The sequence below is a fragment of the Acinetobacter sp. ANC_7503 genome (assembly GCF_056780035.1).
Genome location: NZ_JBWYJA010000001.1, coordinates 58,348 through 85,118 on the forward strand (window position 1 = coordinate 58,348; position 26,771 = coordinate 85,118).

Annotated in this window: 27 protein-coding genes; 12 read left to right on the top strand and 15 right to left on the bottom strand. The window is 39.1% G+C overall.

Features of this window, described 5'->3' with window-relative positions; genetic code table 11:
* Positions 1-183: 183 nt before the first annotated feature.
* Complete coding sequence (fumC, locus tag AC1M9M_RS00255; protein WP_481595658.1) at positions 184-1,578, bottom strand: class II fumarate hydratase; 1,395 nt, start codon at positions 1,576-1,578, stop codon at positions 184-186.
* A 110-nt stretch (positions 1,579-1,688) separates the two neighbouring features.
* Positions 1,689-2,690 carry an NAD-dependent epimerase/dehydratase family protein gene (locus tag AC1M9M_RS00260; RefSeq protein WP_481595285.1) on the bottom strand — a complete coding sequence of 334 codons (1,002 nt, stop codon included), beginning with the start codon at positions 2,688-2,690 and terminating at the stop codon, positions 1,689-1,691.
* Positions 2,691-2,761: 71 nt separating this feature from the next.
* On the opposite strand from AC1M9M_RS00260, the gene tusD reads away from it, so the two are divergent.
* The 4 genes from tusD to AC1M9M_RS00280 are packed head-to-tail and all read left to right on the top strand — an operon-like array spanning position 2,762 to position 4,181.
* Positions 2,762-3,130: a sulfurtransferase complex subunit TusD gene (gene tusD / locus AC1M9M_RS00265; RefSeq protein WP_035267807.1), complete on the top strand. Its 369-nt coding sequence runs from the start codon at positions 2,762-2,764 to the stop codon at positions 3,128-3,130.
* A gap of 44 nt (positions 3,131-3,174) precedes the next feature.
* Complete coding sequence (locus tag AC1M9M_RS00270; protein ID WP_035267809.1) at positions 3,175-3,525, top strand: hypothetical protein; 351 nt, start codon at positions 3,175-3,177, stop codon at positions 3,523-3,525.
* Positions 3,526-3,530: 5 nt separating this feature from the next.
* A complete protein-coding gene (locus AC1M9M_RS00275; RefSeq protein WP_035267811.1) occupies positions 3,531-3,830 on the top strand; it encodes a DsrH/TusB family sulfur metabolism protein in 300 nt (99 codons plus the stop codon).
* Between the two features lie 27 nt (positions 3,831-3,857).
* Complete coding sequence (locus AC1M9M_RS00280) at positions 3,858-4,181, top strand: TusE/DsrC/DsvC family sulfur relay protein (protein WP_035267814.1); 324 nt, start codon at positions 3,858-3,860, stop codon at positions 4,179-4,181.
* Positions 4,182-4,428: 247 nt separating this feature from the next.
* Here AC1M9M_RS00280 and AC1M9M_RS00285 read toward each other — a convergent pair whose 3' ends face one another.
* Together AC1M9M_RS00285 and AC1M9M_RS00290 are read right to left on the bottom strand one after the other, a co-directional pair.
* On the bottom strand, positions 4,429-4,800 hold the full coding sequence (locus AC1M9M_RS00285; RefSeq protein WP_481595286.1) for a hypothetical protein: 372 nt from the start codon (positions 4,798-4,800) through the stop codon (positions 4,429-4,431).
* Positions 4,800-5,150 carry an immunity protein Imm33 domain-containing protein gene (locus AC1M9M_RS00290; RefSeq protein WP_035267817.1) on the bottom strand — a complete coding sequence of 117 codons (351 nt, stop codon included), beginning with the start codon at positions 5,148-5,150 and terminating at the stop codon, positions 4,800-4,802. The genes AC1M9M_RS00285 and AC1M9M_RS00290 overlap by 1 nt, the downstream gene beginning before the upstream one ends.
* Positions 5,151-5,302: 152 nt before the next feature.
* Here AC1M9M_RS00290 and AC1M9M_RS00295 point away from each other — a divergent pair, with 152 nt between their 5' ends.
* The 5 genes from AC1M9M_RS00295 to accC all read left to right on the top strand — a co-directional run bounded on the left by AC1M9M_RS00295 (position 5,303) and on the right by accC (position 9,790).
* Complete coding sequence (locus tag AC1M9M_RS00295) at positions 5,303-5,920, top strand: LexA family protein (protein WP_257219868.1); 618 nt, start codon at positions 5,303-5,305, stop codon at positions 5,918-5,920.
* A gap of 28 nt (positions 5,921-5,948) precedes the next feature.
* Positions 5,949-7,280 carry a Y-family DNA polymerase gene (locus AC1M9M_RS00300; RefSeq protein ID WP_481595287.1) on the top strand — a complete coding sequence of 444 codons (1,332 nt, stop codon included), beginning with the start codon at positions 5,949-5,951 and terminating at the stop codon, positions 7,278-7,280.
* A gap of 236 nt (positions 7,281-7,516) precedes the next feature.
* A complete protein-coding gene (gene aroQ / locus AC1M9M_RS00305; protein WP_481595288.1) occupies positions 7,517-7,972 on the top strand; it encodes a type II 3-dehydroquinate dehydratase in 456 nt (151 codons plus the stop codon).
* 18 nt (positions 7,973-7,990) lie between these two features.
* Positions 7,991-8,410, top strand: a complete 420-nt coding sequence (accB, locus tag AC1M9M_RS00310; RefSeq protein ID WP_035267829.1) for an acetyl-CoA carboxylase biotin carboxyl carrier protein — start codon at positions 7,991-7,993, stop codon at positions 8,408-8,410.
* A gap of 15 nt (positions 8,411-8,425) precedes the next feature.
* On the top strand, positions 8,426-9,790 hold the full coding sequence (gene accC, locus AC1M9M_RS00315; RefSeq protein WP_035267832.1) for an acetyl-CoA carboxylase biotin carboxylase subunit: 1,365 nt from the start codon (positions 8,426-8,428) through the stop codon (positions 9,788-9,790).
* An 83-nt stretch (positions 9,791-9,873) separates the two neighbouring features.
* Here accC and AC1M9M_RS00320 read toward each other — a convergent pair whose 3' ends face one another.
* Complete coding sequence (locus AC1M9M_RS00320) at positions 9,874-10,356, bottom strand: hypothetical protein (RefSeq protein ID WP_035270703.1); 483 nt, start codon at positions 10,354-10,356, stop codon at positions 9,874-9,876.
* A 252-nt stretch (positions 10,357-10,608) separates the two neighbouring features.
* Here AC1M9M_RS00320 and AC1M9M_RS00325 point away from each other — a divergent pair, with 252 nt between their 5' ends.
* Positions 10,609-12,075 carry a GGDEF domain-containing protein gene (locus tag AC1M9M_RS00325; RefSeq protein ID WP_481595289.1) on the top strand — a complete coding sequence of 489 codons (1,467 nt, stop codon included), beginning with the start codon at positions 10,609-10,611 and terminating at the stop codon, positions 12,073-12,075.
* Positions 12,076-12,079: 4 nt separating this feature from the next.
* Here the strand turns inward: AC1M9M_RS00325 and AC1M9M_RS00330 are convergent, their stop codons facing one another.
* Positions 12,080-13,243, bottom strand: coding sequence for an MFS transporter (locus AC1M9M_RS00330; protein ID WP_481595659.1), 1,164 nt, complete (start codon positions 13,241-13,243; stop codon positions 12,080-12,082).
* A gap of 605 nt (positions 13,244-13,848) precedes the next feature.
* On the opposite strand from AC1M9M_RS00330, the gene AC1M9M_RS00335 reads away from it, so the two are divergent.
* Both AC1M9M_RS00335 and AC1M9M_RS00340 read left to right on the top strand, forming a co-directional pair.
* A complete protein-coding gene (locus AC1M9M_RS00335) occupies positions 13,849-14,037 on the top strand; it encodes a hypothetical protein (protein ID WP_481595290.1) in 189 nt (62 codons plus the stop codon).
* A 65-nt stretch (positions 14,038-14,102) separates the two neighbouring features.
* Complete coding sequence (locus AC1M9M_RS00340) at positions 14,103-14,327, top strand: hypothetical protein (RefSeq protein WP_481590017.1); 225 nt, start codon at positions 14,103-14,105, stop codon at positions 14,325-14,327.
* A gap of 451 nt (positions 14,328-14,778) precedes the next feature.
* Here AC1M9M_RS00340 and AC1M9M_RS00345 read toward each other — a convergent pair whose 3' ends face one another.
* The 9 genes from AC1M9M_RS00345 to AC1M9M_RS00385 are packed head-to-tail and all read right to left on the bottom strand — an operon-like array spanning position 14,779 to position 26,770.
* Positions 14,779-15,543, bottom strand: coding sequence for an N-acetylmuramoyl-L-alanine amidase (locus AC1M9M_RS00345; protein WP_481595291.1), 765 nt, complete (start codon positions 15,541-15,543; stop codon positions 14,779-14,781).
* The gene (locus AC1M9M_RS00350) at positions 15,530-15,766 is read right to left on the bottom strand and encodes a holin (RefSeq protein ID WP_481595292.1); all 237 of its coding nucleotides are present in this window, start codon (positions 15,764-15,766) and stop codon (positions 15,530-15,532) included. Before AC1M9M_RS00350 ends, AC1M9M_RS00345 begins: the two co-directional genes overlap by 14 nt.
* Before the next feature lie 59 nt (positions 15,767-15,825).
* On the bottom strand, positions 15,826-18,315 hold the full coding sequence (locus AC1M9M_RS00355; protein ID WP_481595293.1) for a phage tail protein: 2,490 nt from the start codon (positions 18,313-18,315) through the stop codon (positions 15,826-15,828).
* Positions 18,315-18,746 carry an NlpC/P60 family protein gene (locus AC1M9M_RS00360; protein WP_481595294.1) on the bottom strand — a complete coding sequence of 144 codons (432 nt, stop codon included), beginning with the start codon at positions 18,744-18,746 and terminating at the stop codon, positions 18,315-18,317. Before AC1M9M_RS00360 ends, AC1M9M_RS00355 begins: the two co-directional genes overlap by 1 nt.
* Positions 18,724-19,575: a hypothetical protein gene (locus AC1M9M_RS00365; protein WP_481595295.1), complete on the bottom strand. Its 852-nt coding sequence runs from the start codon at positions 19,573-19,575 to the stop codon at positions 18,724-18,726. Before AC1M9M_RS00365 ends, AC1M9M_RS00360 begins: the two co-directional genes overlap by 23 nt.
* A 9-nt stretch (positions 19,576-19,584) precedes the next feature.
* Positions 19,585-21,510, bottom strand: a complete 1,926-nt coding sequence (locus tag AC1M9M_RS00370) for a hypothetical protein (protein WP_481595296.1) — start codon at positions 21,508-21,510, stop codon at positions 19,585-19,587.
* Positions 21,511-21,568: 58 nt separating this feature from the next.
* Positions 21,569-22,426, bottom strand: coding sequence for a DUF2163 domain-containing protein (locus tag AC1M9M_RS00375; RefSeq protein ID WP_481595297.1), 858 nt, complete (start codon positions 22,424-22,426; stop codon positions 21,569-21,571).
* Positions 22,423-23,064 carry a DUF2460 domain-containing protein gene (locus tag AC1M9M_RS00380; protein ID WP_481595298.1) on the bottom strand — a complete coding sequence of 214 codons (642 nt, stop codon included), beginning with the start codon at positions 23,062-23,064 and terminating at the stop codon, positions 22,423-22,425. The genes AC1M9M_RS00375 and AC1M9M_RS00380 overlap by 4 nt, the downstream gene beginning before the upstream one ends.
* Positions 23,065-23,074: 10 nt before the next feature.
* Positions 23,075-26,770, bottom strand: coding sequence for a lytic transglycosylase domain-containing protein (locus AC1M9M_RS00385; RefSeq protein ID WP_481595299.1), 3,696 nt, complete (start codon positions 26,768-26,770; stop codon positions 23,075-23,077).
* Position 26,771 lies beyond the last annotated feature (1 nt).

The following is a 26,771-nucleotide window of genomic DNA, read 5'->3' on the forward strand; positions in this document are numbered from 1 at the left end:
TTCAAGGATTAGACGAGCTTTATAATTATTCATGATTGTCTCCTTTGTAAAAGCCTTAAGTGACGTATGAAAGGTCGTTATATAAATAGTATTCTGAAATGAATAATTGGTCAATATATTAAAGACAGTTGCTTGTCAATATATGTTATCAACATTCAAATCATAAAATTCACCAAATCAAAATCACTTCACATTAGGTGAAACCATATTCTCAGGTACAACAACTTCATCAAACTGCTCAGCTGTGACTAAATTCAGCTCTACAGCAACTTGTTTAAGTGTTTTACCTTCCTTATATGCTGTCTTAGCAACTTTTGCCGCGTTTTCATAACCAATCACAGGATTCAATGCAGTCACTAACATCAACGAGTTATGCAAGAAATAATCAATCTTATCTTGGTTCGGCTCAATCCCCACAGCACAATGCTCATTAAAGCTATTACATGCATCACCTAGCAGCTGAATTGATTGCAGTAAATTATAAGCAATAACCGGCATAAAAACGTTTAATTCAAAATTACCTGAAGCACCAGCGATATTAATCGTCGTGTCATTACCCAAAACCTGCGCAACAACCATCGTCATAGCTTCACTTTGAGTAGGATTCACCTTACCTGGCATAATACTCGAACCTGGTTCATTTTCAGGAATACGAATCTCCCCAAAACCACAACGAGGACCACTCGCTAACCAACGAATATCATTGGCAATCTTATTTAAACTCGCAGCAAGTGTTTTCAGTGCGCCAGAAGCAAATACTGCAGCATCACGTCCAGCTAGTGCTTCAAATTTATTTGGTGCAGTCACGAAAGGTAAACCCGTAAGCTCAGCCAATTTCTTTGCTGCATTTATAGCATAATCAGGATGAGCATTTAGACCTGTCCCTACAGCTGTACCTCCTAATGGCAATTCATATAACCCTTCTAAAGCTTGCTCTAGACGCTTTAATCCATGATCGAGTTGGGATACATAACCACTGAATTCCTGGCCTAAAGTTAACGGCGTTGCATCTTGTAAATGTGTACGCCCAATCTTAACGATATTTGAAAATTCTTTAGACTTCTGATGTAAAGTTTCACGTAAAGCTTGAACTGCTGGAATCAGTAACTCATTGATCTGTAAACTAGCAGCGACATGAATCGCTGTTGGAAACGAATCATTTGTAGATTGAGCTCGATTAACATGATCATTTGGATGAACGGGTTTCTGTGCTCCAAGCGGATTACCCAGTTTTTGATTCGCAATATTTGCAATGACTTCATTACAGTTCATATTACTTTGAGTACCAGAACCTGTTTGCCATACCACTAATGGAAATTGACTGTCCCATTGCCCCGTGATTACTTCTTCTGCAGCATGCACAATATAATTCGCCAATTCAGCAGGAATCTGATTTAACTCAGCATTGGTAAGTGCAGCCGCTTTTTTGACCAGCCCCATACCACGGATCATCGCACGAGGAAGTCGCTCACCGCCAATTTTGAAATTTTGCAAACTGCGCTGGGTTTGAGCCCCCCACATCGCATCACTTGGTACTTCTACATCACCCATCGTGTCGTGTTCTATACGTGTTTGCATATCAGCCTCAAATATTTCGCTATTCATTGGAAGAATCATGTTTGATTCAGATTGATCCACCGTTGATTTGATGCTAATCAAAAAAACCATAAATGTAAATGATTATCATTTTAATTATTAAAGGTGCTTTGATAGTATCGCCATTGATCTTCAATCATTTGTTCTAGTGATCGATGTGCTTTCCATTGCAATAATTCAAATGCTTTTAAACTATTCGAACCAATTTGATCTAATTCTTGGAAAACATAATCAGTTTCCTCAGTTCTAATTTTTGTTTCAGTCACTTTTTCTACAGTATTAATCAAGTTTTGAATTGAACTTGGCTGACCTGCGATATCAAATGCTTCGCACGTTGATCTTTGATTAAATAACCACTTTAAAGTTGCAATGACTGCCTCGCACACATCAATGACATGCACAAAACTTCGTTCAACCGTTTGGTCTTTTGTCTTGGCATTCTTTTGTAATTGAATGGAATCGCGCTGCATGGCTGCGACTTGTAACACCAAAGGCAAAATATTTTTAGGTAAAGGGGCAACCACTTCACCCAAAACTCCATGTTCAAAAGCACCAGCTACATTTGCTAGTCTCAGGATCACAATACTCCATTCTTCGTCCGTTTTAGAGGTATCACGGATGATCTCTTCAATCATTTGCTGGGATTTAATATAAGGGTTTGGATTGGCAAAATTGAGAGGATGCTCTTCATTTAAATTCAAACTCGAAGTGCCATAAACCGCCATACTTGAAAGATGCAATAATGTTCGTACACCTGTTCGTTGCATTGCACGCATCAGACTCATAATGCAACTGACATTATCATTATAATATTCAAGCGGTTTTAAGCGAGACTCCTCTAAAGACTTAAATCCTGCAGTATGTATAACAGCACGGATTGAGTACTGCTCAAAAACTTTATTCAGAGCAGGCGTATTTCTAACATCTAGCTTTACAAAAGGTACATACATTCCAGAAATATATTCAAGACGTTCAAGTGTTTGTAAATTCGCATTGGCAAGATTATCTACAATGACGACTTCTTGACCATGTGCCAATAAGCTTAAAACAACGTGTGAACCTATAAAGCCTAATCCACCTGTCACTAAAATCATTGTATACTACCTTTTTGTTTAAAAGCCTGAACAAGCTATTTTCAGTTTGGTCACCCTATGCGAAGTTTTAAATGAGTACGTTATTACTAATTACCTCGGCACCTAGCTCAATCCATGCTTGGCATGCATTAGGACTCGCACAATCATTGCAAGCGAAAGGCGAAATTTTTCGAGTTTTCTTTTATCAAGACGGCGTTCAAGTTGCAAACAACTTACAGTGGTCGCCAGATGATCAAAGAAGTCTCACACAAGAGTGGCAAAAATTAAATATCAAACTTCCTGTTTGCGTAAGTGCTGCCCTAGCACGTGGAATCACTGATGCTGAAAATGCTCAACGCCATCACATTGAGTCCCATAATCTGGCCGAAGGTTTTCAGCTGGTAGGACTCGGTGAATTGGCAGATGCTGTCTCATCTTCAGCACGTCTAGTTCAATTCTAAATTATTCATTTTTCATTGATTGTTGCAATTGAAAGGTAAATTGTGTGAAATCTGTACTGGTTATATTAACCCAATCAAATCTCAACTCGCTACAAGTTCATGAGAGCCTTTCTGCAACCATGGTTTTAGCAACTTTTGGCGCTGAAGTAAAAGTTTTATTGCAAGGCGCAGCCTTAAGTTTACTCCGTTCCGAATTAAGCTTCGAACCCATTAAACATGCGTTTAAACTGGCTTCCAACCTCGTCGATAGCTTTGAGTTTTACGATCTAAGCCCTATTTTGGTTGAATCCAATCAACAAGATAATCCCTTTGTTCAACATACTACGCATGAAATTAAATTTATTGAATTTAATAAAGAGTTAATTCAAAGCTTTGACCATGTGCTGTATTGGTAACTCATATGACCGATAAAACGCTTTATTTAATACAATCTCAATTTGCAAATACTGAACATTGTATTCAACAGGTTCAAAAAACACTGGATACTAATGATGCTTTAGTGCTTATGGGGGATGCGGTGTTGGCATTGTTTACACCATCTGTACTTACGATTCAAAACAAGGTCTACGTTTTAGATCGAGATGCTGAGTTATTACCTTCGCATCTATTGAACGGCGAGTATTTTCAAATTGAAGTGATTGATTACACCACTTTTGCAGATATCATTCTGGGCTTTACACGCTGTATTAGCCTTAAATAAAACAAATTTATTGACTTAGGTTTTACCATGACCACTGAATTATCCCTTGAACTCGATCAAGATGGTCATTTAGTTGACTATACCATTTGGAATGAAAATGTAGCGCAAGTACTCGCGAATACGCTCGAGCTTGAGCTAACAGCTTGGCATTTCGAAGTATTGCATGCGGTGCGTCAGTTCTACGCTCAATTTGGTCATTCTCCTGCAACTCGTCCCTTAATCAAATTTTTAATGAAACACGTCAGCGCTGACATTGATAATGCAGTATTGCAAGAAAAGTTTAAAACAGGCCTAGTTGCTCGCCATCTAAGTCGATTAGCCGGAATACCAAAGCCTGCCAATTGTCTGTAAACCAAAACTACTTTTTGATTTACATAGCATATCGAGTCAGTTCGTAGCTTTAAAAAATGAATTAATCAGTGAAATAGACATTAAAAAACCCGCTATGCAGCGGGTTTAGACATCACCTAGACTAATGATGGTTAAGATGTCGCGTGTCAATCAGGGAAATTGGAATACGTCAACTCAACGCAAAAAATTATAATAAAGTTCGAGTTATCAATTCAGTCCAAATTCATATCAATATCTGACAAATTTGCTAGTTTGCGCTACACCAATCATCAATTGTCATGCCCGATTGTTGAAAACTCGTAGATTGCTGATTTAAATAAAATTGCGCAATACGTTTCATTACATGTGCTTGTTCAACTTGAATAAACTCGTCTGCTAAACCAACAATGTTTAGATAGGCCTTTAACCTTCCACATAAAGCAAGTTGTTGCTCCATCGGTGTGGCTGTACTGTGTTCATCATCTAAAATCTGCTTGGTTTGTTCGATCAGCTGCATTTCATGATCCAGTTTTTGCTGATACACCATCTGTTGTGCATCAATCAAATCATTCGCTACAACCTGTTGTGATACAAAAAAACTTAAACCTACAAAAATCAACCTCACCCATAACATGCGCATTAGATTCCTAAATCAGGCTCAGCTTTCCAAACATCCTCATAATCATCTCGATCAATCATAAAACGGAAACCTGTTTCCAATGCAAGAAATGGAATGGCATCGGGTAAAATTTCTTCAAGCTCTTTCACCGTCATCGTCTCAAAAAAATCTTCGCCCTCGCCTAATTCACCACCATAAATAAACCATGCCACTTTCTCACCTGGTTCAGGCTTATTACGCAAACCGACGATTGGCTCTTGATCTAAAGTATGCTTAGCCACAGCAACAACATCATCTTCATTCACTTTGATGTAAGCAGAATCAAACTCCTCACAGACTAATTTTTGCTCTTCAATAAAATCTTGCAACATGGATGATTCCATTTTCATCATAAATTCAGACCTAATTTTAAGCATAGTGTCGTATAAGCACAATCAATCCGACGAAACAATCTGTTTTTACAATGTTTTTTTTGCTATCTTGATTTTGTTACATATTCAAGATTAAATGGGGGGAATTTCATATGAGCAGCAATTCAAATATTTCAGCAACAAATACCGCTTCTCTACATGGTGGTAAACGTGCCAATGCAGGTCGAAAATCACAGTTTTCAGAAAAAACAGTAGTAATGCGTGTTCCTGAATCAAAAGTGATTCAAATTAAAGAATGGTTAAAAATACGACCTGAAGATGATTTCAATCAACAAATTGAAATTTCACCAATCCAATTTAGAACACGTTTAAAAATCGCCTATCCTATTGAATCTGTGGCAGCAGGCTTCCCTTCCCCAGCACAAGATTATGTAGAAGGACATATTGATCTAAATGAATACTTGGTTCACAACGTAGCATCTACTTTTATACTACGCGTAAATTCTTTATCAATGAAAAATGCAGGGATTGAAGTTGGTGATCAAATCTTGATTGACCGGAGTTTGAATGCAGAACATGGTGATATCGTCTTGGCACTGATTAATAATGAATTTACAGTAAAAAGATTAATGTTAGAAAAACAAAATGATGGAACGATCCTTTTATGGTTAAAAGCCGAGAATCCAGACTACCCTGACATCTATCCTCGTAGCGAAGAACAAATCATGGTCTGGGGTGTAGTGACTTGTATTTTAAAAAAACTGAAATAAATTGATCTAAGCAGTTCACCCTACTCCTATGCAAAATATTTATCATCAAGAGATTTTTGCGCTCATTGATATTAATAACTGCTATGTCAGTTGTGAGCGTGTATTTAATCCAAGTTTAAATGGTCAACCGGTCGTTGTTTTAAGTAATAACGATGGTTGTGTCGTATCCCGTAGTGAGGAAGCGAAAGCTCTCAATATTGGCATGGCCGTGCCATGGTATGAAATTGAAAAAGATATGCTTAAAGCTGGTGTTAAAGTATTCTCAAGCAACTATGCCCTCTACGGCGATATGTCTAGTCGTTTTTTCACTATTTTAGAGCAACACTTTCATGCAGATTCAGATTTAGAGCCCTATTCAATTGATGAATGTTTTATTCGTCTAACACATTATCAAAGTCTTTTTGATTTAGAAAAATTTTGTCGAGAATTAGTCGACCGTATTCAACAATGGATCGGTTTACCTTGTTGTATCGGGATTGGTTACAGTAAAACACAAGCTAAACTCGCCAATCACTTTGCCAAAAAACGTTCTGGTTTTAACCGAGTGTGTTCTTTATTGGATTTGGATCCATGCAGTTTTGATCAATTACTTATAGAAACCTCAGTATCGGAAATTTGGGGCGTAGGTCGAAAAATTAGTAAACAACTTGAAAGTTACGGTATTTATAATTGCTATGACTTAACTTTTGCCAATGAACACTATTTGATGAAGCAGTTTTCAGTGCTCATGGGGCGTACCATTCGTGAGCTAAAAGGTCAGTCCTGTATTTCACTAGAAGATCCTGATTTACCGTCTAAACGAATCTTAGCATCACGAAGTTTTGCATCAGCATTAAAGGATAAAGCATTAATCAAGCAAGCCATGATTTTTCATTTAAGTCGGGCTCATGAACGTTTAAGCAAGCAAGAACAATTATGCGCCTGTGTCCATGTGTCTCTTTATGAAAAAATTCCAGTAAAACCATTCAAGAAATCACATTCTCATGTAATTGGTTTGGAATATCCGACGGATGATTTATTAATCCTGACCCATGCAGCACAACAGCAAATTGATGTTTTATTTAAAGAAAATATACTTTATGTAAAAGTTTCCGTCATGTTTTCTGCTTTGAGTGCTAAAAAAACACATACACATGACCTTTGGCAGCCTCATGATTTAATCCAGCAGCGAGATTCACTCATGACAACAATTGGCGCTATGAAAAACCGCTTTGGAAAGCATTGTATTCAAGTGGGCTATCATACCAATCAACAACAATGGAAAATGAAGCAATTGCACCACTCTCCACGCTATACCACCTCATGGTCAGAAATGCTGACTATTGATGACTCACATATGGCGGTTACACAAAACAAATGAATACTTTTGGTCAATTCGGTTTAAAATAGCAGACTCGAAGAATTAAAAGAAAAATGTAATTTTTTAACATTGCCAATTGACTGCAAAGTTCTCAAAATACAACTCATTGACGACATTGTTTTTTTGCTATTTTTGAAACAAAATATAAATGAAAAGCTTAAAAACATGCCATAATATGCAAACTTTGCAGACATCTTGCAAGGTTATATTGCAACTTTCATATTGGAGCTGTCTTCATGAGTTCGACCATTTTGGTCATACATGGACCAAATTTAAATTTGCTAGGAAAGCGAGAACCTGAAGTTTACGGACATTTAACTTTAGACGATATCAATCATCAACTCATACAGCAAGCTCAAGAAATTTCAATTCAACTTGAAACCTTCCAAAGCAATTGGGAAGGTGCCATTGTCGACCGAATTCATCAAGCCCAAATTGATGGTATAAAATTTATCATCATCAATCCTGCTGCACTGACCCACACCTCAGTAGCAGTACGTGATGCCCTATTAGGTGTTGCGATCCCATTTATTGAAGTTCACCTTTCAAATGTTCACGCACGTGAAGCATTTAGACACCACTCTTATCTCTCAGATAAAGCTGTCGGTGTCATTTGTGGACTAGGCGCACAGGGTTATTCATTTGCATTAACTCATGCCGTGCAAAAAATTCAAACTTCTACACATCTTTAACCTTAGGAATACGAATTCATGGATATTCGCAAAATTAAAAAGCTCATCGACTTAATGATTGAATCGGATCTTCAATCTATTGAAGTAAAAGAAGGTGATCAATCCATTGCTTTAGCGCGTCGTAATCCTATCGTAGCCGCTGGTGTTGCACCAATACAATCTGCTGCGCCAGAAGCTCCAGTTGTGAAACCAGCTTCTCGTGGTGCTGTTGAAACCTCACCAATGGTTGGCGTGTTCTATGCTGCACCAAGTCCAGGCGAAGCACCATTTGTAAATGTAGGACAAACTGTTTCAGCAGGCGAAACGCTTGGAATTATTGAAGCAATGAAAATCATGAACCCAATTGAGGCAACTCAAAGTGGTGTGATTGAAGAAATTTTAGTTAAAAATGGTGATGTAATCCAATTCGGTCAACCTTTATTCCGCTACCGCGCGTAATCGTTGGGGGTTGGTATGTTGCAAAAAGTTCTCATTGCCAACCGAGGTGAAATTGCACTGCGTATTACACGTGCTTGCAAAACACTCGGTATTAAAACAGTCGGTATCTACTCGGATGCCGATAAAGACCTCATGCATTTACGCTTTGTTGATGAAGCCGTTTGTATTGGTCCTGGTGCAAGTAGCGAAAGTTATCTAAATATTCCTGCAATTATTACAGCAGCGGAAGTGACTGGTGCAGATGCAATTCATCCAGGTTATGGCTTTTTATCAGAAAATGCTGAATTTGCTGAGATTGTAGAAAGTTCTGGTTTTATCTTTATTGGTCCACGTCCTGAACATATTCGCCTTATGGGGAATAAAGTGTCAGCGATTATGGCGATGCGTAAAGCTGGTGTACCAACCGTTCCAGGTTCAGCTCATGCTGTAACACCAAACAATGCCTTGGCCGAAGCAAAAGAGATTGGCTTCCCACTTATCGTTAAAGCTGCTGCTGGTGGTGGCGGTCGCGGTATGCGAATTGTTGAACGTGTTGATACACTGTTGGAGTCTGTACAAGCAGCTCAACGTGATGCTGAAATGTGGTTCGGTGATGATACGGTTTACATGGAACGTTTCCTTCAAAAGCCACGCCATGTTGAAGTACAGGTGATTGGCGATGGTAATGGTCACGCCGTACATTTATATGATCGTGACTGTTCATTACAACGTCGTCATCAAAAAGTTCTTGAGGAAGCTCCTGCTCCGAACCTTCCAGAAGAAGCTCGTGCTGAAATTTTAGCAGCTTGCGTAAAAGCATGCGAATTAATGCAGTATCGTGGCGCAGGCACGTTCGAATTCTTATTTGAAGATGGTGAGTTCTTCTTTATTGAGATGAATACACGTGTTCAAGTAGAACATCCTGTGACTGAAATGGTAACGGGTGTCGATATTATTGAACAACAGCTTCGTGTAGCCGCTGGTCTTGGTTTAAATCTAGAACAAGATCAAATCAAAGTACACGGTCATGCAATTGAATGCCGTATTAATGCAGAAGATCCAACCACCTTCCTTCCATCACCAGGTAAAATCGAGCAATTCTACACACCTGGTGGTGCAGGCATCCGTTTAGATTCTCATATCTATCCAGGTTATAGCATTCCACCTTACTATGATTCGATGATTGCTAAATTAATCGCACATGGTAAAGATCGCGAAACCGCTTTGGCTCGTATGAAACAAGCCTTAGATGAAATGATCTTAACTGGAATCAAAACCAATATTCCGCTACACAAAGATCTCATCCTTGAAGATAAAAACTTTGCAGAACAGGCTATGGATATTCACTACTTAGAGAAACATTTGTTGAAACAGGTACAAGGACATAGCGAAGCTGAGTAATTACAGCTTTACAAGATGAATAAAAAAGCCTCTTTTTCAAGAGGCTTTTTTATTATTGAAGAATAGACTGCAAAGATTTTAGCTTAAGGCAATATACGATTAAGTTTTGCAAAACATTGTCCACCCTTTTCAGATGCACAGAAATTGATTTGATTCGGATTGTCCCATTTTACAAAATATTGAGACAAATCTCCTGCCTGATCTACTTGATTACCAGAGCAGTCTTTTTCGTTGTTCTCATAATTGACTTGCATGACCAAGGTAGGCAACAAGCCCGAAGAGCTGTCTTGAGATGGTTGATACTCAAATAAACCGACCGACCACTCTTTAGCACTATTCACGACCACCTCATTGTTACCACGGAAATTATAATACTCAACACATTTTTTATTATTTGGAATTTCCATTCCCCATAAACCTAAAATTTCTGGGCGCATGTTGATTCGAATATTATTTTCAGGCTGTTGTAAATCAGCACCTTTAGCTTGCGCTTGGACATTTTGATCGGCAGAAGAAAAAGACGTCATTAATAAAAGTAAAGGTGCAAAAAAAACTGTTTTTTTCATACAACATCTATAGGTCAACGTTTAGAGCTAAATTAGCACATTTCAGCAAGAAAACTCATAGAATTAACGTGATAAGAACAATTTTATATAAGAAAATGAATTCCCTATTGATGAACTTTAAATCATCAGCAGTTTAATGCGATCTATTGATTTATTAGTCCAAAAATATATTCTTATCAGAATAATATTCATTCTATACCTCACAGAAAGCTTAAAAATATAAGATTTTATGCAAGGGAATATACGTTAAGTATGACCATATGGATACGAACAGAGCTGATTAAAAACAATGCACAATCTTTTTTGATTGTCATGCTCATCATTACACTTTGTGCTTTGGCTGGAATACTTGGTCGACCTCTCTCATTTCTTGCAATTTTCTGGCCTGCAAATGCCGTACTACTTGGTCTTTTTTTAAGATTTAGTTATCTCAATAATCTTGGTGGCTGGCTTGGGGCCTTTTCTGGGTATATGCTTGCAGACCTAGGTACTGGCAACACTTTACAACTTACTTGGTTGTTAACTCTTGCTAACTTGCTAAACCCATTAGTGACCTTATACCTACTGAACCGGTTAAAAATCAATTATCAAGAATTCAATAAAGGTCTTACATTTGTTTACTTATTTTTAATTAGTGCTTTTGGAGGGTGCCTAGCGAGCCCAACCTTTGCGATTTTAACCATCCCTTATGTTCCTAACAGCTTTATGGAACTCAGCCGTATTTGGGTTGATTTTGGCATGTGGTGGAGTGGTGAAATTCTTAACTTTGTCGCTTTTTTACCTATTGTTCTCGCATTACCAAACAAAACTACAGTTCAACAATATTTTGTAAATCAAAAAAATCAACGTTTAAGTTTGCCCCTTGTCTTACCCTTCATATTTGTCGTTGTATCTGTAATTCTAACTCACTTTTTTATTGGCCCTGGCGCCATCATGTTCCCGATCGGAGCACTCATCTGGGCAGCATTAACCTACAATTTATTGTTGGTTGCAATCATCAACTGCTTTGTATGTATGTTCTTATACAACAGCTTAAGTGCATATTATCTAACAGAATCTCCCGAAGCATTTATTTCGACAACACTGTCTGTTCGCATCGGTCTTTTCATGCTGGCTTTAGGCCCACTAACATTATCAATTATTAGTTTGAATCGCCAAAAGCTATATCACCAAATATTATATTTAGCGAACCATGACAGTTTAACAACGACTATGAATCGCCGATATTTTTATGAAGAAAGCGAAAAGACGATAGACTCAACTCATAGGGAGGCGAAATCCAATATTCACAGCGTGTCTATTCTACTACTCGATATTGACCACTTTAAAAAAATTAATGATCAATATGGACATGAAATAGGTGATATTGTTCTCAAAGACTTTAGCAATATCGTCAGATCTCAAATTAGATCAAATGATTTATTCGGTAGAGTTGGCGGTGAAGAATTTGCCATCTTAATTAAAGATAGTAACCTACCAGCCTGCATTAAAATCGCACAGCGTATATGCGACCGCGTGGCAGAAACACCGATTATGATCAGGCAAAATCAACATCTCAATATTAGTGTAAGCATAGGTTTAAGTTATCAACAACTTCCGTCTGGCACCCCATTCCAACAATTGATTAATCGTGCAGATGTTGCCCTTTATCAAGCGAAATCTGAAGGACGAAATAGATTATGCGTGGATCCTCAATTACTATTTACTCAAACATCATAAGTCACTATCTTGCTTCAGTGGGCTTGAGATTTGGTAAAGCGGATAAAAATATGAAACCAATCAACGTTGAAGCTCCTGCAATGATAAAAATATAGCTGCCAGAAATCAGCTCCCAATATTGTCCTGCCAATACGCTTCCAGATGCCACACCCAAGCCCCACATCGTACTATACAAAGCTTGAGCTCTACCCTGCTGCCCAGCAGAAAAGTGCTCAAAAATAATGCGCATCGCCAATAAGTGAAATAAACCGAAACTGAATGCATGCATTGTCTGGGAGAGAAATTGGAGAACAAAACTTTCAGGAAATAAACCAACAATCAAAAACCTAAGCCCAGTCATCCATAAACAGATCGCAACCAACTGACGCCATGTAAAACGATTTAAAAAAAATGATGCATAGGCAAACATCATGATTTCAGCAATAACACCTGTTGACCAAAGAAATCCTGTTGCTGTGGTACTAAATCCAGATGACTGTAAGTAATTGCTATAAAAACTATAGAATGGTGCTTGAGCAAACAACATAATGAACTCAATTAAGAAAATTGCTTTCACAACTGGTTGTTTTAAGACTGGAATAATGGATTCAAGTGTTTTTTGGGCTTTTGGTGCGCCCTTCGGTTCTTTTACTGTAAATGACCATAAGAACGCTAGAAATGAAATACTCAGTAATAAAATCGGGAGATACTGAATATCGATGATTTCAAGAATTAGACCAATAAAGAAAACACCAACAATAAACCCAATCGATCCCCATTTTCTCACTTTGCCATAAAGTTCATTTCGTTTTTCGCCTAACCAAAATAATGTAACGCCTTCAAATTGAGCAAGTATCGCATTTTGAAAAAAGCTGAAGATCAACATTAACAAAGCAATTGATTGAAAATTATTAGGTATAATAAAAATGAGGAACCATATACTCGCTTCCATCCATGTTGCGATTCGCACCAATAGCATTCTTTTACCCGTTTTATCCGCCACCCACCCCCAAATAAACGGCGCAAAAAAACGTGTCATGATTGCAATTGCACTAAGCCACCCAATCTCTAAAAAGCTAAATTCCTGATCTTGCAGATATAGACTCCAATACGGCATGAAGGTACCGACAATCGCATAGTAGAAAAAGTAGAATCCACCTAATTTTGTTTTAATTGGCAACGCTTGTATCATATTGCAATTACCAGTATTTTCAATAAGTTAATATCATTTAATAGTTGCATACATTTGTTACCACTTAGGTGTAATTGCACTTCATCAGTCTACAAATCAGTCTACAAATTTATTTTTTTGTAGACTCTTCATTTTTTGTAGACTGAAGATATTTACGTCTTAGAAAATAATTCTGTGATCATTTTCATCAGAATTAATTGTTAGTAAGTTACTAAAGAAATTTTATACTTTACCTATAAGGTTTCCTACCCAATTTTGCTATTTCTCTTTTTTGAGAATTCAGCGGATAGCATAACTTGCAAAGTATTGAAAAAATTTCAATCTATAGATTGAATCGTACTAGACTGCGGTAATAGAGTTTGATGAGGAAATTACTGCTAAATTGCTAATGTATAAATTTATGACAATGCATGAGTAAGAGTTTTTATAAATTACAAATATATTAATTTAAATATTATATTAATAATCGATTAATATCAGGCACTCATAATAAATATTTCTAAAACTATAAATCTTGATACATATTCAGGGTATCTATTAATAAATATAAGGCACATGCTGAGTTTGTCGATAATACTATTGACAATTCAAGGACAATCATTATGTCAAATTTCACAAAGTCAAGTGACTCTAAAACCCAGCAACAACATAACCAGCAACAATCAAATCCTGCAGGCGATAATACGCAAAAAACTCAGCAAGAAAAAAATAAGGAACAGCAATTAAATGCTGAGAACAGACAAACTAAAGATGCTCCGAAAGAGCATACTGAGGTCGAAGTTAAAAAATAACTTATAACTCAGAATTCTTAAATCATTTAAAAGGTTTAACTCCTTTTAGGTGATTAGGATAAATAATGAATATTGTTAAAGTTAAAGTCCATAAAATGTATGAAAACTTTCACAGAAATCCAGCTATTCAATATGTTGGGTTTTTTGATGATAATAATGTATTAATCAGCTTATACGATAACAATAATATTAAACTCATTAATAAAATCGGGACGTTGCAATGGGTAAGCATTGCTACTAATCAAGCTTACTTTGTTGAAATACCAGATTATATTAGTGCCGAGAATTAAACTCATGATGATTAAATACCCTCAAGTAATCCTCGTTTTTCACAAAGAGTCAAACCACAGTGATCGTAGATGTGCTTGGGCAAACTATAATTATCAAGGGAAACTAAATAACATTACAGATTTTTATGGCCAGAATTTATCTATTTACGATGGCAATAAAGTTGTCATCGATGGTGATATTTGGGTTCTGGAAAGTCATCTACACAAGGTATATAGAGATAGAGGTCGCAAATGAAAAAAATTCTAAGTGCATTCGATTTAAAACGTAATTTATATTTCAGAAAATTAATGCTCGATGGTGATTACAAACAAAATGTATATGATTTAAAGCATAGGAATAATTATGATTTATATGTATATAAATTATTAGATAGTGAATCAGGCAGAAAACTGTATTTTAAAAATTTTATTATATTTAAATAAATTAGCCCTCATTTAGAGGGCTATCTCTTTACTGATTAGCAATAATTACTTTTGAGATTTCCCTGGCAATCAACCATGCTTGATCTTGAATTAGCTTTGCTTCAGCATCATGAGAGATAAAACCAACTTCAAGGATTAAACCTCCATTTTGTACGAAAGCCAATTTGCCTCGAGCCGATTTAGATTGATCAATCCAGCCACTATCTCCACGAAGTCGTGAACCTGTGATTTTCTGAACGGCTTTAGAGATCTCTTGAGCCAATTTCTTATCTTTAGGTAATGAGATTGTTTCAATACCAACAGCAGTTTTGTTTGCTGCTGCATTCATGTGAATCTCTAGAGCAATTTTAGAGCCTTTGATCAATTTGAGTGCTGAAGACAATGGATCGTTCTGAGTACCGATACCATCAGTTTTAACCTGTAAGCCCGCGTGCTTTAAGTAATAAGCCAAAGCATTTCGAATGGTTACAACTAAATCTGCTTCTTTAAGACTGCCATTTACCGCACCAGGATCAGAATTTGAATGCCCTGCTGTTACAGTTACAAACTGATTTACGCCATGCAGTTCAGGTTGAGCTTTTAAGCGCGCGAGCACCATTGCTACACCAACAAAACACCCGACAAATTCTTTCCATTGTTCTGGAATGTAGGTTTTTAGCTCTGGTGGAATAACATTCCACACCTGCACAAACTGATCACAGAATAAAATCAAGGCATAAAAAAAGGCGCCAAATGCGCCCACTTGTACTGACTTGAGTTTCCAAGCCTGTTTCCAATTATCAATTAATTTCATTTTTACCTCTGTGCTTTTCTTCAGCACGTTTGTTTTCAAGTCGTTTGTAATGCCAATTCACTAGAAATGTGAGAAATGCCAATAGCAGACTCAGCCAAGGAATCCAGTTGATAGTTGCCACCCATGAAAAAAGGGTGCCTATTCCTAGACACCCATATGTAAATTTTGTAGCTGTGGACGCGGCAACCGCAGCATCTACGGCTAATTGCGCCTTTTCAGACATCTCGCCCCCTAAATTTTGGTAATAAAAAAGCACCCGAAGGTGCTTTATGGTTGAAAACTTTAACTATCAGCAGTTGCCTGTGTGATTCGTGTTGAATAGTTCCACGAGGTCGGCTTCCACACGTCTCGCGCAGCAGCACGCACATAATATGTAGTCGTTGATTGCAAACCAGTAATCGTGCAAGCATTTTCAGTCCCTGTCCAACGTGCTGCCGTTGTATCAGGATCAAAGTTCGCATTGGTACTGATCCACACCTGGTAATCTTTCAGATCAGGCACTTCACTTGGAATCCAAGTCACTGTGATCGAATCTGCAGTTGCCGATGTGTACACGTTCAACAATTGTGGTGGCACTGGATTACTGATATTCAGCTCTGCAAAAGTGCTGACAATCGAACCGTTTTTACTTGCAACACGTACTGTATAAGCACGTTGAATACCATCGATTTTTGCTTCATCCATGCTGTATGAATAGTCGGTATTTGTTGTATCAACAGTTCGAAGCAATACACCATTCGACCAAATCTGCACAATATAACCTGTCGCACCAGCTGCACTTTGCCATTGAACTTTAAAGCTTGTGCCTTCAAATGCAGACTGCAGCGATAAACCTTTAACACCTGCAGGACGACCACCATTGATTGTGTAACTGTATGCCGTCACTTCATCCAAGGTTTCTTCCTTTTGCTCAAGACCATTGAAGCTTGTGAACTTCAGATAAATCTGCTTACCAACCATATTTGAGTTGAAGTCATACTCAAAAATGGCTCGGTCAATACGAACAAATGATTCACCTGCATTGTGTGAGCCTGCATCGTCAAAACGCCCACGAAGCATTCCACTTAATGTATAACGTCCTGATCCATCCAAGGTTGCATCGATATAGTTGATATATTCATCACCGACTTTACACAGTGTTGCATCAACTTCAGCGTCTTCAAGCGTACCACCAAAGATTTGACTAGAAGTATTCAATTGAACTTGCATCAATGTGTCATCTGCATCAATTGCTGAAACTAATGTACCGTAACGCGCTGAACCATAGATAGTGCCGATCATTTCATAAGTCGTATTGTCTATACTTGCCCAGACGTTACAGCCACCCCAATTAATACCACCTGACGCAGCTACCCAAATCTGATTTTTACCATCAGTCAATTCTAAAGGAGGCTCAAAAATAGCCGGTGCATTGACATTACCTGGTTCTTCATTGCCACCTTGATACCCATTCGATGATTGCAGGTCATACTCAACTGCTGAGCGAGATCCGACGGCTAACTCTTCAGCTGTAATCGAAAGCACTCCTTCTTCATCTTCTTCAACTCGTGTGATTCGTACTGGAAACTGATTCAAACCTAAGGATTCATCCGTAATCGTCACAATATCCATCGGCTCAAGTCGGCAGTACTTCCAGCCCAATTCAAACTCATATTCATTTCGAACATAGAGTTTTCGCTGTAATAGCAATTGCACCGCATGACGAGCAATTTTTGGCTCACAGAAAAAGTCAAACTTAACTGGATCTTGTGTACGTAGCCCAAACATTTCAATATTTGCTTGGTCCTTTGCTTCAACCGTTTCAGTATTGTATTGGTTAAAACGATTCACGTACTCAATTTGGCAGTGGTTGTATGCATCTGTATCACGACTTCGACGTACACGTACTGGCTGATCTTCACCTAAGAAATCATCATCTGTTAAGTGATATACCGGTTCAAGATTTGGCGTAAATGTCACACCATTACCCGTCACTGCACTGTCACCGAATGAACGGATTTTCAAGCCGTCTGGACTCGGTACCACAGCACAATTCACCGCTTCCACAATTTCATTGATGATTTCAAATGCTTCACGTTGTTCTGTCAAAGCAGGACTAATCAACAAATTAGTGGCTGCACAATAGGTTCGAAATTCAGATAAATCTGCCATATTCAAACTCGGTGCTGCACCGTACCGTGGATTTGTGATGAAGTCTTCAATCACATCCGCTGGGTTCGCATCATGGATCGTTTCTGAAAATGTAATATCGCTAATCACTTCAAAATTATGATTCGATAATGCTGCACTACCACCTAGATCATAATTTGCACATGCCACATATCCAAGGAACGGATAATGCACTGCTTCATCAGGATGCTTGGATGCTAAATATCCCCAAACAGGATTGTGATCACCATCAAAGAGTTCAAATCCAACTTGATCTATTGGCTTGAGTTGCACACCGCCTTCGGTTTTTGTGACGATCTGTTCTTTATCACGCCAAATGATGCCAATGTCTTTAATTTTGTTTTCACATAGACCAAGCATCAAAGATGCAGAATAAGTATATGTTGTGTTTTTGGTCTTGGTTTTTCCACCTTTACCACCAGATTTAGTCGTCGTAGTATGAGCAGTGGATTTAAAATCCCCGTACCAAAACATATTGGCTGCAACACGATTTTTGCCATAGACCAACGGCTGAGTCAGACCATATGCAGATTGCTGAATGCGCATCGAATTGATGCGCTTATCAGACGTACTGATCGTCGTACTTCCAAGTATTCCGCCCATTATTCTTTTAGCCTCTTCATACGAAAAAAGCCCGCAATTCTGCGAGCTAGACTTCCCTTGGTACCATCCTGCAGGATGACCCCCTGATGGATGTATGAATGAATGATTGTTGGCCATTCAACGACAATTGCACCATGACTGATGCACTTGCCAAAATGATAGAGAACAATGTCACCAGGCTGTGGCTTATCGACTTCATAGCACACAGATAAAACGTGCTCCAAATATCGTTGGCCGAGCTGGTGCATGTGCCAATCAGGTGGATATGGACGCGGATCTAAATGTTCCATCAAGCCCACTTTTTCATAGACTTCACAGATCAGCGTTCCACAATCCACACCCACACCTTTCACACGACCTTGGTGATGGTATGGTGTGCCGAGCCAAGTCATGGCTTCGGCAACTGCTTTATGGTGTAGACCAACTGTCATTTGAATAGATTCCACCTTCACCAAATCGTAAGTCGAATACAGCTTGCGAACTCTCATGTGCTTGTTCATAAGTTTGACCACTCACAGTTAGATCTTCAAGATAGAGGCTATACAAAATCCAAGATGGTTGACCTACGATTACGCTTGAATTTGAATGAGAACCAATCGTGAATAACTCAAATGCAATACTGTTTACATTCGTAGAGTCTTGAGGATTAAATAGCGTTTGAGCACCATCAGCCAGCCAGGGTGAATTTGGGGTTGCCGCATTTTGACGACCAATCAAGTTGTCACCTGGCTTAGCTCCTACAATTGTCCCGTTTGAAGTTTGCTGATAAACAGATGGTGTATATCTTGCAGCAGTAATCGGATTACTTAAACTACGCACGCCAGCTAAAGTAAACGCAGACGCATTTTCAAGTGAATTTCTAGTTACTACGCCCATTAAAGAAATATAAAACGCATGGTTTGGGTGTGCCATGCAGTAATCATTAATTGCAGTAGGTAGAACACCACTTAAAACACCTCGGGGAGTTTGGTTAGTTATATCTTGAGGATAAATGCCGTGAAGACCGCCTTTCGAAGTTCGTTCTGCAAGTCCACCCACTTCTGCTAAAGTATTGCGCACTTCAATACTGTTAATTGTTGCACCTGTGATTGTGCGTGCTTGATCAGCGGCATAGTTCACCAAGTGAGTTGGAATACCAGCTACTCCATCGCGTGCCGGCTCAATTAAAACTAATGAGCCAGCATTTAAGCGCACGTCTGTTTCATTTACATTAATACCGTAATCGAAGTCACGATCAATAATAAATTTTACGCCAGTCATGATTTTTCCTTATTTTAAAAATATAAAATTAACATCACTTTCAAAACTGAAAGCACTTGTAGTTGCGTAAGCATGCAACTGAACGTACGTGCACAAATTCCCACCATTTCTTGGCGAAATAGGTCTGATTAAATGTTCTGCATCAACGCGAGCAGATTCAATCGTAATCATTGTTTCATTGTCATTAATTACTCGTTCGAGTACACCTTGGTTGTTTGCGTTGTCATACCTGCAAACAATAATTTCATCTTTCATACATGGATCAGGAAATGATGCACCGTCGAAGTAGTTGGAATAAAAGGGCTTACCTGATGCTGCATAGGTGCGAATTTTCCAGCTGCCGTCAGATTCAAGAGAAATTACTTTGTAATTCCCTGTGTTTTGTAGCTGCCCTGCGGTCCACTCTAAATAAAGAATTGCAGGCGACATAGGTAATGATCGAACATAGAACATGCGCCGATCTATAGATGCGTTATGAGCCAAAACAGGGACAAAATTAGCTATATTGATTGGAAGATTTGCATGCGTCTTTACGTTTGCTATTGTCGTACCGAGATGATCTGTTAAATCACCAGAGACAATATCAATTTCCCAATAATGAATGCTGTTTAGGGCTTGAGAAGGGTTATAATAAGAAGCAATACGCAACTTATTGTCTGCAAGCGTTGACGTTATGTAATACTGTGCATCCGCAGTTAAAATATTATGCTGATCAAGGGTTGTGATAATTCCTGTTTCTTGATTTACAGAAATCTTTGTAAAACCCCATGATCTCTGCGCAAATCGCGAGAAAATATAGAAAATATCTTCTGTTTCCGTGCTTTCACTTTCAATGTGATGCAATTGTGTATATGAGATATTTACACCCGCTGCAATCTGTTGTTCAGCAGCTAACTCTAATGTTGAAATGTCGCCATCTTTCGTTGAAACCTTGGCTGATAAATACTGCGTTTTATCGTGATTTTGCCACATCACAATTGATCTGCGATTATCTTTTATGAACACAGATGGGGCGTTGTGATCATCTATAAGCGCAGTTTGTCCAACTTTAACCTTTCGTGTAATCCCGCGACCAATGACGTATTCTCCAACGTAAATTGAACCATCTTCCCCATAAATACCAGAAATAACGCGAGGGTATGGCTTTTCTGTATATGTGTGGATCGGATGAATCCACCACTCTTGAGATGCTTTTCCAAATTTTTCACTCTTTGTTTCTTCGGTTGAAAGTTCAATTTTATTGACTTTCAATTTATCAATCTGAATAACACCATCATTGCGGAGTGCAATAGGGTATTTATGTCCGTTGCCGATGCCAAAAACATACCCAGAGAATGGATCTAATGCTTGCATTTTCATGCCTGCGATAGATTGTTGTTCTGCTTGAAATTCATTCACATTAAATTCTTCAACAGCAAGATTCTGAGCTTCTATTTTTTCAGAAACTACAGTGCCATCTTTTTTAATGCCTAATGGCATTTTGCCGTTTTGCCCCACAAAACCAACTGAGTATTCTGAAAATGAGTCAAACATTTTTACATTCGTGTTGGAAACTTGCCAAAATGCTGTTTTTTGATCCGTATAATTTTTTGAACTTGATAATGGATCATAAGAGCTTTTTGTTAAGCTTGTAGCCTCTACAGATTCTTTGTAATAATCACCACCATCTGTTTCGCTAAGTACCGATACTTTGGTATTTAATGAAATATTAGCAATATCAGCATTTGCTGCAGCAAGAGTTGGATAAGTTTTTATTGCTCCATTTTGAAAGCTTGATAATGCGCCATCTACATAAGTTTTCTCGGCTTTTGACGACATTTCAACTTTTGTTGGTAGCTCAGTAGCTACATAATTTAAAAGCTTTTCTTGGGCAGCTTGAAATTTACGCTGAGTAATATTGGTACCAATGAATTCAATAATATTTGGTAAAGGCATTTTCCTACCCCATAAAAAAACCCAGCTCAAGGCTGGGTATGGATTATTACAAATTTGATTAAACTGCGGTTTCAGGTACCGGTATAAAAGGCGCACCACGGAAACGAACAAAATTATTAAAACGGTTTTGGCAAGTTTCTAAGCGTTTATCACATCCTGGATAAACCTTGATTCGTTGCCCTGCCTGCGGTGTTTCCAGCAATGGCAAAGTCAATAATAAAGCCCCCGATTCATGCATTCGGATCGTCCGTTTTAGACCAGCATTACCACCGTCCAAGAACTCGATCACGCCTTGGGTAAACCAACCTTGTGGCTGATTCACCTGGCATAAAATTCGAGCTGAAGTACTGCCTGCTTCAATGGTTGTCTGCACCATAAAGTTTTGCCGCAAGAGACCGCATGCCGTGTCAAATAGCGTATTGGTACAACTTGGCTGATACAGATTTCGCGGCATTTGCACATTCAATTCATCCAGATCTGATGCAACACTGGCTTGAATTGAATTACGATCTAAGTCAGGCTCAATGATTCGACCTTCGAACAACTTAATGGTGCCGGCACTGGTGTCCGTTGGCATACTCATATCCATAAATATGCGCTCCAGCTTAAATCGAGCACCATCTAATTGGCCATTATGAAACGCTTGAACAACATTAATGCCATTCCATTCATTATCATCAATACAATTAATGCTGATCGATAAATTATCAACTTCAATACCGAGTGACAGGCTAATTCCTTCACGACTGATGATCGGACCTCTCGAACTATATGCTTGACCTGCAACAGTCAAATCAAAATCATAATTGGTATATCTGAATACATCACCCTGCACAGTTGTAATCGTATAGAGATCTGCCATTACAAACCGATCTGCATCAAGCAACGCAATTAATTTTGGAGAAGCAGCTCTCATACTTTATTTCCTAAAGATCCCACCAGATCAACTCTTTTTGCGTTCCAAAGTTTATGCATAAAGTTCGTAAACTGTTGCTCATCATCAGCAAATCGACACCGATAATAAAAAATGCCATCAACTTGCAACGTATCACCTTCAGCAAGGGGTATCGGTAAATTTAACAAACCGTTCTTTGTAATTTCATACTGTGTTACCCACATTTTTGCCTCAAGATCAGTCCACATTGGTTGATCAAGATCATCACTCCACATAAGAGGGTCTTCAGATACAAACTCTGCCGTATGACTTACCGGTATTTCTAGGCTGGCCATTTTCTTATGCAATTGAAAAGAAGTGGTTTCACCATCACCTTGAAAAGTGCAATTAAACTCATAATCATCAGGCATCTTGAAAAGAAATGAATCGAAAGCACCACGGCGCTCTAAAAAGAAACTTTCAAGTTGCTGTAATTCATTCCTACCATTGTTTTCACGTAAAAATGCAAATGACATTGAGATTTCATACTTAGGAATGGCTTGGTAACTTGCGCGAAGTTCCCGACCGTTCACAGACGTCATTATTTTGGTATTAAAAATGGGAGTTTTTGACAACTCCCATTCAAGACCAGGTAATTCAGGAAATAATACATCAGACACAAAAACCTCCTTAGGTACCGAAATTACGGCGATGGCCCTTTAATCCACTCGCCAATTCACGACCATGCTTTTCAAAGAAACGCTTTACGTCACGTGAGTCAAAGGCTTGAATTGAGAAATGGTTACTCACTTGCTGACTTGGAGTTTGAGGTGTGCCAAAGCCTCCATCTGCACTTAGTGACTTACCTAAGGCACGAATCGTATTTGCGTGCTGCTTAGGTAAAACCATTTCTTCTTCGTGAAGTTGTGTCATAGGGTTTACACCTGCAGGAATATCGTAACCACCTCGGGCTGATGCCACTTTTCCCACAATTGCAGATACACCAGCAAATGCGGCAATACCAGCAGCTACACCCAATGCAGGGCCTACAATTGGTATTGACGAAAGCGCCGCCCAAGCACCAGCCATAGCTTCCCAAGCCGACATCATGATTGACTTTAAGACTTCCATGAGCTTTAAACCTAAACGAGCAATTACACCTGTTGAAGTTGCAGCGGTTTTCATGCCTTCACCAGCCACCACAGCACCAGTCTGAGCAGCTTGTCCAGCTACTTCAGCCGCCGTCTCTGATTTGATAAACCCTAATTTAATCGCCATACGAGTTGCTAAACTTGCAGCGTATTTTTTCAGTGGTTCACTAATCATGCTTTGAATAAATGCCCCTGCTAGTTCTGTAAAAATGGCATTCATGGCATTTTTCCAGGTCAATGTTCCATTCATCATGGACTGAATGCCTTTATCCCATAGACCAGACATTCGTGACGTTAGATTCCCAAACTTATCTTCAAAGTCTTTCATTTGGGCATCAGAAATCATGCCTGGTGCTTGGATATCAGACACCGATCTTTGATGATCTAATGCACTGATTTCATTGGTTACGCCACTTACCCCAGAACTATTCCCAGTGAGTTGACTTAGCTCTTGTTCAAGATCTAGGCGCTCCTCCAATCCAATACGCTTGATGGCATACAACTGTTCTTCAAGTTGCTTTGCAAGACGTACCTTTTCAACATTATTGATTCTTCCAGCATCAAAATCAGCATCCAAACGTGCCATTTCTAGCTCGAATATTTGCTGAGACAAAATCATTTTGCCTTGAAGCTCTTCCTCATGAAGCGTCTTGAGTTTTTCAAGTTGTTCAACACGAATCGCTTTGATTTTGTCGGCGGCTTCCTGCTCAGCTTTGATTGAAAAAGCTTTCTTTTCTTCAGCTGACAATATAGAAGAATCAATGTCACTTAGTTCTTTCTTAAGATCTAAAGCAACCTGCTTGCTTTCATCTGCATATTTATACTGCAGTGCTAGCATTTCCTTTTCAGCTTCTTCAGCTTTGCGGATTTGCTCTTGAAGTGATTTATCAAAATCTGAAGATTCAGTCCCTGCTTCTACACCGTTAACGCCAGCCATGTAACCCTTGACGTTTTTCACGTACTGGCGATTAATTGGACCAATACCGGTACCACGATCAACATTCCCTTCACCTGCATGATAAGCAGAAATAGCCTTGTTGATATCACCATACTTATCTAGCAAGAAACGCATGTATTTGGCTGCGCCTTCAGCAGCTTGTTTTGTGTCGGATGGATCAGATAAGCCAAAGCGCTTGGCGGTCATATCCAGCATTTGAAAGTTGCCTTTCGCCTTGCCGTATTTAGTCTGAACGCCTTCAACATTTCGACCCTTAGTCTCTTGCATGTTAAGAGCTGATAGCATGCCACTCGGCAAGCCATACTTGGCTTCAAATCCTGAATAGTTAAACTTTTCAGCATTCGCTTTTACACGTGCATTGACCTGCAAGATCTGTTGCTGTTTTTCAAGCTCCTTAGTTTGACGTTTTTGAGTCTCCTCAGCTTTCTTTTCAGCTTCCTCACGCGCTTCAGCTGCTTGTTTACGCTTCCAGTCCGCTTCTTCAGCCTGTTTAACAGCTTCAGGCATTGCACCGTCTTTAGCGGTGTATCCCATACCTGCCTTATCACGAGCATCTGCCATGTGCTCAGCACGCTCACGCGACACACCACCAACTTTCATGTTGTGTTGAATATAGCGTTCTCGTTCAGAATGTTTGTTAGATTCACGAACATACTCCATCTGCTTTGCAGTCAAATTGGCTAATGCATTTGCTTTATCGTTGATGGAATTTGTGTGTTCCTTATTATCCTTAGTACCTTGTGTCACAACTTGGTTATAAGTTTTTAGAACACCCTGAGCATCAATGACTGCTTTACGCTCTTTATTAACGGCAGCAGCTTTCTCATCAATTCCAGCCTTATGTTTAGACTCAACTGTTCGTAGGTTATTAATACCTGTGGCTAGTTGATCTGCATTCAGCTTGCCTTGAATATATTGATCGTGGAGCTCTTTAGCTGCTTTTTTATCAGCATCTGATGCATCGGAATGATTAACTACCGCACGCACCAAGCCAAGTAATGCAATTTCCTGTTTACGAAAGCCTTGTTCAGCTTTGGATAAATCCGCCGTGGCTTGCCGCGTCAAAACACGCTGTTGAGCCTTATCAAGCTTTTCATATTCCTCACGAAGTTGAGCAACTGTTTTGCCTTGTGTGCTTAACGCTGGAACAGCTTCATCACTGCTTCGTTTCATGTAAAGGAATGCAGCACCTGCCGCTAGACCTTGAAATGCCAACATACCTAAGCCAGTAGGTCCACCGAGCAATGCTGACGCACTACGCAGTACACCCATCGCCGTAGCAGTACGCATCGCTTGACCCTGAAGCGCAGACAATTGCATTTGATAAGCCATGCCTTGGGCAACACCAATCACAAACTCTTTAGCCAATACGGCGCATTGAACAACCAATTTAGCTGAAATAGCTGCACCTAAAGCGATGACCACAGCTTTGATGTTGTCAAAGTTCTGCGCAATAGCAGTCACTGTAGGCGTTACTGAATTGATCAGCATTGCTTGGAAGCCTTGGAACTGAAGCTCTAGTGTGTAAAGGTTTTCTTTGGCTTTACCGAGGTTGTCCACCATATCTTTAGACATGATAGCGCCAGCATTCTTGGCTTCCTCACCCCATTTTTTAAAGCCTGCACCGCCGTCTTTGAGTAGTGGAATAAGCAAACTGCCATCATTGACGATCTGCTCCATGTAGGTGATAGTTTCAGCGTGCGATAAATTGGCTTTTTCCAATCCATCGTAATATGCCTGGATAACTTCTGGACCACTTAAATCTTTGAACATATCGATGGTCACACCAATCTTAGGCGCAACCTTTTCAAAGAAGTCCATCATTTCGCCTTCACCTCGGCGTGCTTCACCGAGACGATCTAGCGCATCCTTACCCATCATGCCGAACTGTTCTAATGACAATCCAGCTGTTTGAGCACCCTTGGCAAAGTATTGGAGGTCTTCTACCGATTCACCCAGCATGTCAGACATTTTCTGAACTTCTGAAGCGGTGCTAATTGCATTGCGAGTGAAACTGACCAATCCATCTACAGCTAAGGCAGAACCAATACCAGCAGCAATTTTTTTACCTAGGCCCAGCATCTGCGTTGAGATATTGCTTGAAAGATTATCGAAGATCTTTTGCACACCAGACACGTCAATCTGAAAGTCCACTTTCTTACCTGTGACTTCAATCTCCTGCGCCGTATCTTTAACAATACTTTCGGCTTCATTCATGCCTTTTTTAAGTTCAGAAGTCTTCGCACCAACGTGCACTTCCACTCGATTGTTGCTCATA

What these genes read in the sequence shown, in the direction of transcription:
- fumC (WP_481595658.1), bottom strand. Translation starts at nt 1,578, where the DNA reads ATGCAAACACGTATAGAACACGACACGATGGGTGATGTAGAAGTACCA.
- AC1M9M_RS00260 (WP_481595285.1), bottom strand. Translation starts at nt 2,690, where the DNA reads ATGATTTTAGTGACAGGTGGATTAGGCTTTATAGGTTCACACGTTGTT.
- tusD (WP_035267807.1), top strand. Translation starts at nt 2,762, where the DNA reads ATGAGTACGTTATTACTAATTACCTCGGCACCTAGCTCAATCCATGCT.
- AC1M9M_RS00275 (WP_035267811.1), top strand. Translation starts at nt 3,531, where the DNA reads ATGACCGATAAAACGCTTTATTTAATACAATCTCAATTTGCAAATACT.
- AC1M9M_RS00280 (WP_035267814.1), top strand. Translation starts at nt 3,858, where the DNA reads ATGACCACTGAATTATCCCTTGAACTCGATCAAGATGGTCATTTAGTT.
- AC1M9M_RS00285 (WP_481595286.1), bottom strand. Translation starts at nt 4,800, where the DNA reads ATGCGCATGTTATGGGTGAGGTTGATTTTTGTAGGTTTAAGTTTTTTT.
- AC1M9M_RS00290 (WP_035267817.1), bottom strand. Translation starts at nt 5,150, where the DNA reads ATGTTGCAAGATTTTATTGAAGAGCAAAAATTAGTCTGTGAGGAGTTT.
- AC1M9M_RS00295 (WP_257219868.1), top strand. Translation starts at nt 5,303, where the DNA reads ATGAGCAGCAATTCAAATATTTCAGCAACAAATACCGCTTCTCTACAT.
- AC1M9M_RS00300 (WP_481595287.1), top strand. Translation starts at nt 5,949, where the DNA reads ATGCAAAATATTTATCATCAAGAGATTTTTGCGCTCATTGATATTAAT.
- aroQ (WP_481595288.1), top strand. Translation starts at nt 7,517, where the DNA reads ATGAGTTCGACCATTTTGGTCATACATGGACCAAATTTAAATTTGCTA.
- accB (WP_035267829.1), top strand. Translation starts at nt 7,991, where the DNA reads ATGGATATTCGCAAAATTAAAAAGCTCATCGACTTAATGATTGAATCG.
- accC (WP_035267832.1), top strand. Translation starts at nt 8,426, where the DNA reads ATGTTGCAAAAAGTTCTCATTGCCAACCGAGGTGAAATTGCACTGCGT.
- AC1M9M_RS00320 (WP_035270703.1), bottom strand. Translation starts at nt 10,356, where the DNA reads ATGAAAAAAACAGTTTTTTTTGCACCTTTACTTTTATTAATGACGTCT.
- AC1M9M_RS00325 (WP_481595289.1), top strand. Translation starts at nt 10,609, where the DNA reads ATGACCATATGGATACGAACAGAGCTGATTAAAAACAATGCACAATCT.
- AC1M9M_RS00335 (WP_481595290.1), top strand. Translation starts at nt 13,849, where the DNA reads ATGTCAAATTTCACAAAGTCAAGTGACTCTAAAACCCAGCAACAACAT.
- AC1M9M_RS00340 (WP_481590017.1), top strand. Translation starts at nt 14,103, where the DNA reads ATGAATATTGTTAAAGTTAAAGTCCATAAAATGTATGAAAACTTTCAC.
- AC1M9M_RS00345 (WP_481595291.1), bottom strand. Translation starts at nt 15,543, where the DNA reads ATGAAATTAATTGATAATTGGAAACAGGCTTGGAAACTCAAGTCAGTA.
- AC1M9M_RS00350 (WP_481595292.1), bottom strand. Translation starts at nt 15,766, where the DNA reads ATGTCTGAAAAGGCGCAATTAGCCGTAGATGCTGCGGTTGCCGCGTCC.
- AC1M9M_RS00355 (WP_481595293.1), bottom strand. Translation starts at nt 18,315, where the DNA reads ATGGGCGGAATACTTGGAAGTACGACGATCAGTACGTCTGATAAGCGC.
- AC1M9M_RS00360 (WP_481595294.1), bottom strand. Translation starts at nt 18,746, where the DNA reads ATGACAGTTGGTCTACACCATAAAGCAGTTGCCGAAGCCATGACTTGG.
- AC1M9M_RS00365 (WP_481595295.1), bottom strand. Translation starts at nt 19,575, where the DNA reads ATGACTGGCGTAAAATTTATTATTGATCGTGACTTCGATTACGGTATT.
- AC1M9M_RS00370 (WP_481595296.1), bottom strand. Translation starts at nt 21,510, where the DNA reads ATGCCTTTACCAAATATTATTGAATTCATTGGTACCAATATTACTCAG.
- AC1M9M_RS00375 (WP_481595297.1), bottom strand. Translation starts at nt 22,426, where the DNA reads ATGAGAGCTGCTTCTCCAAAATTAATTGCGTTGCTTGATGCAGATCGG.
- AC1M9M_RS00385 (WP_481595299.1), bottom strand. Translation starts at nt 26,770, where the DNA reads ATGAGCAACAATCGAGTGGAAGTGCACGTTGGTGCGAAGACTTCTGAA.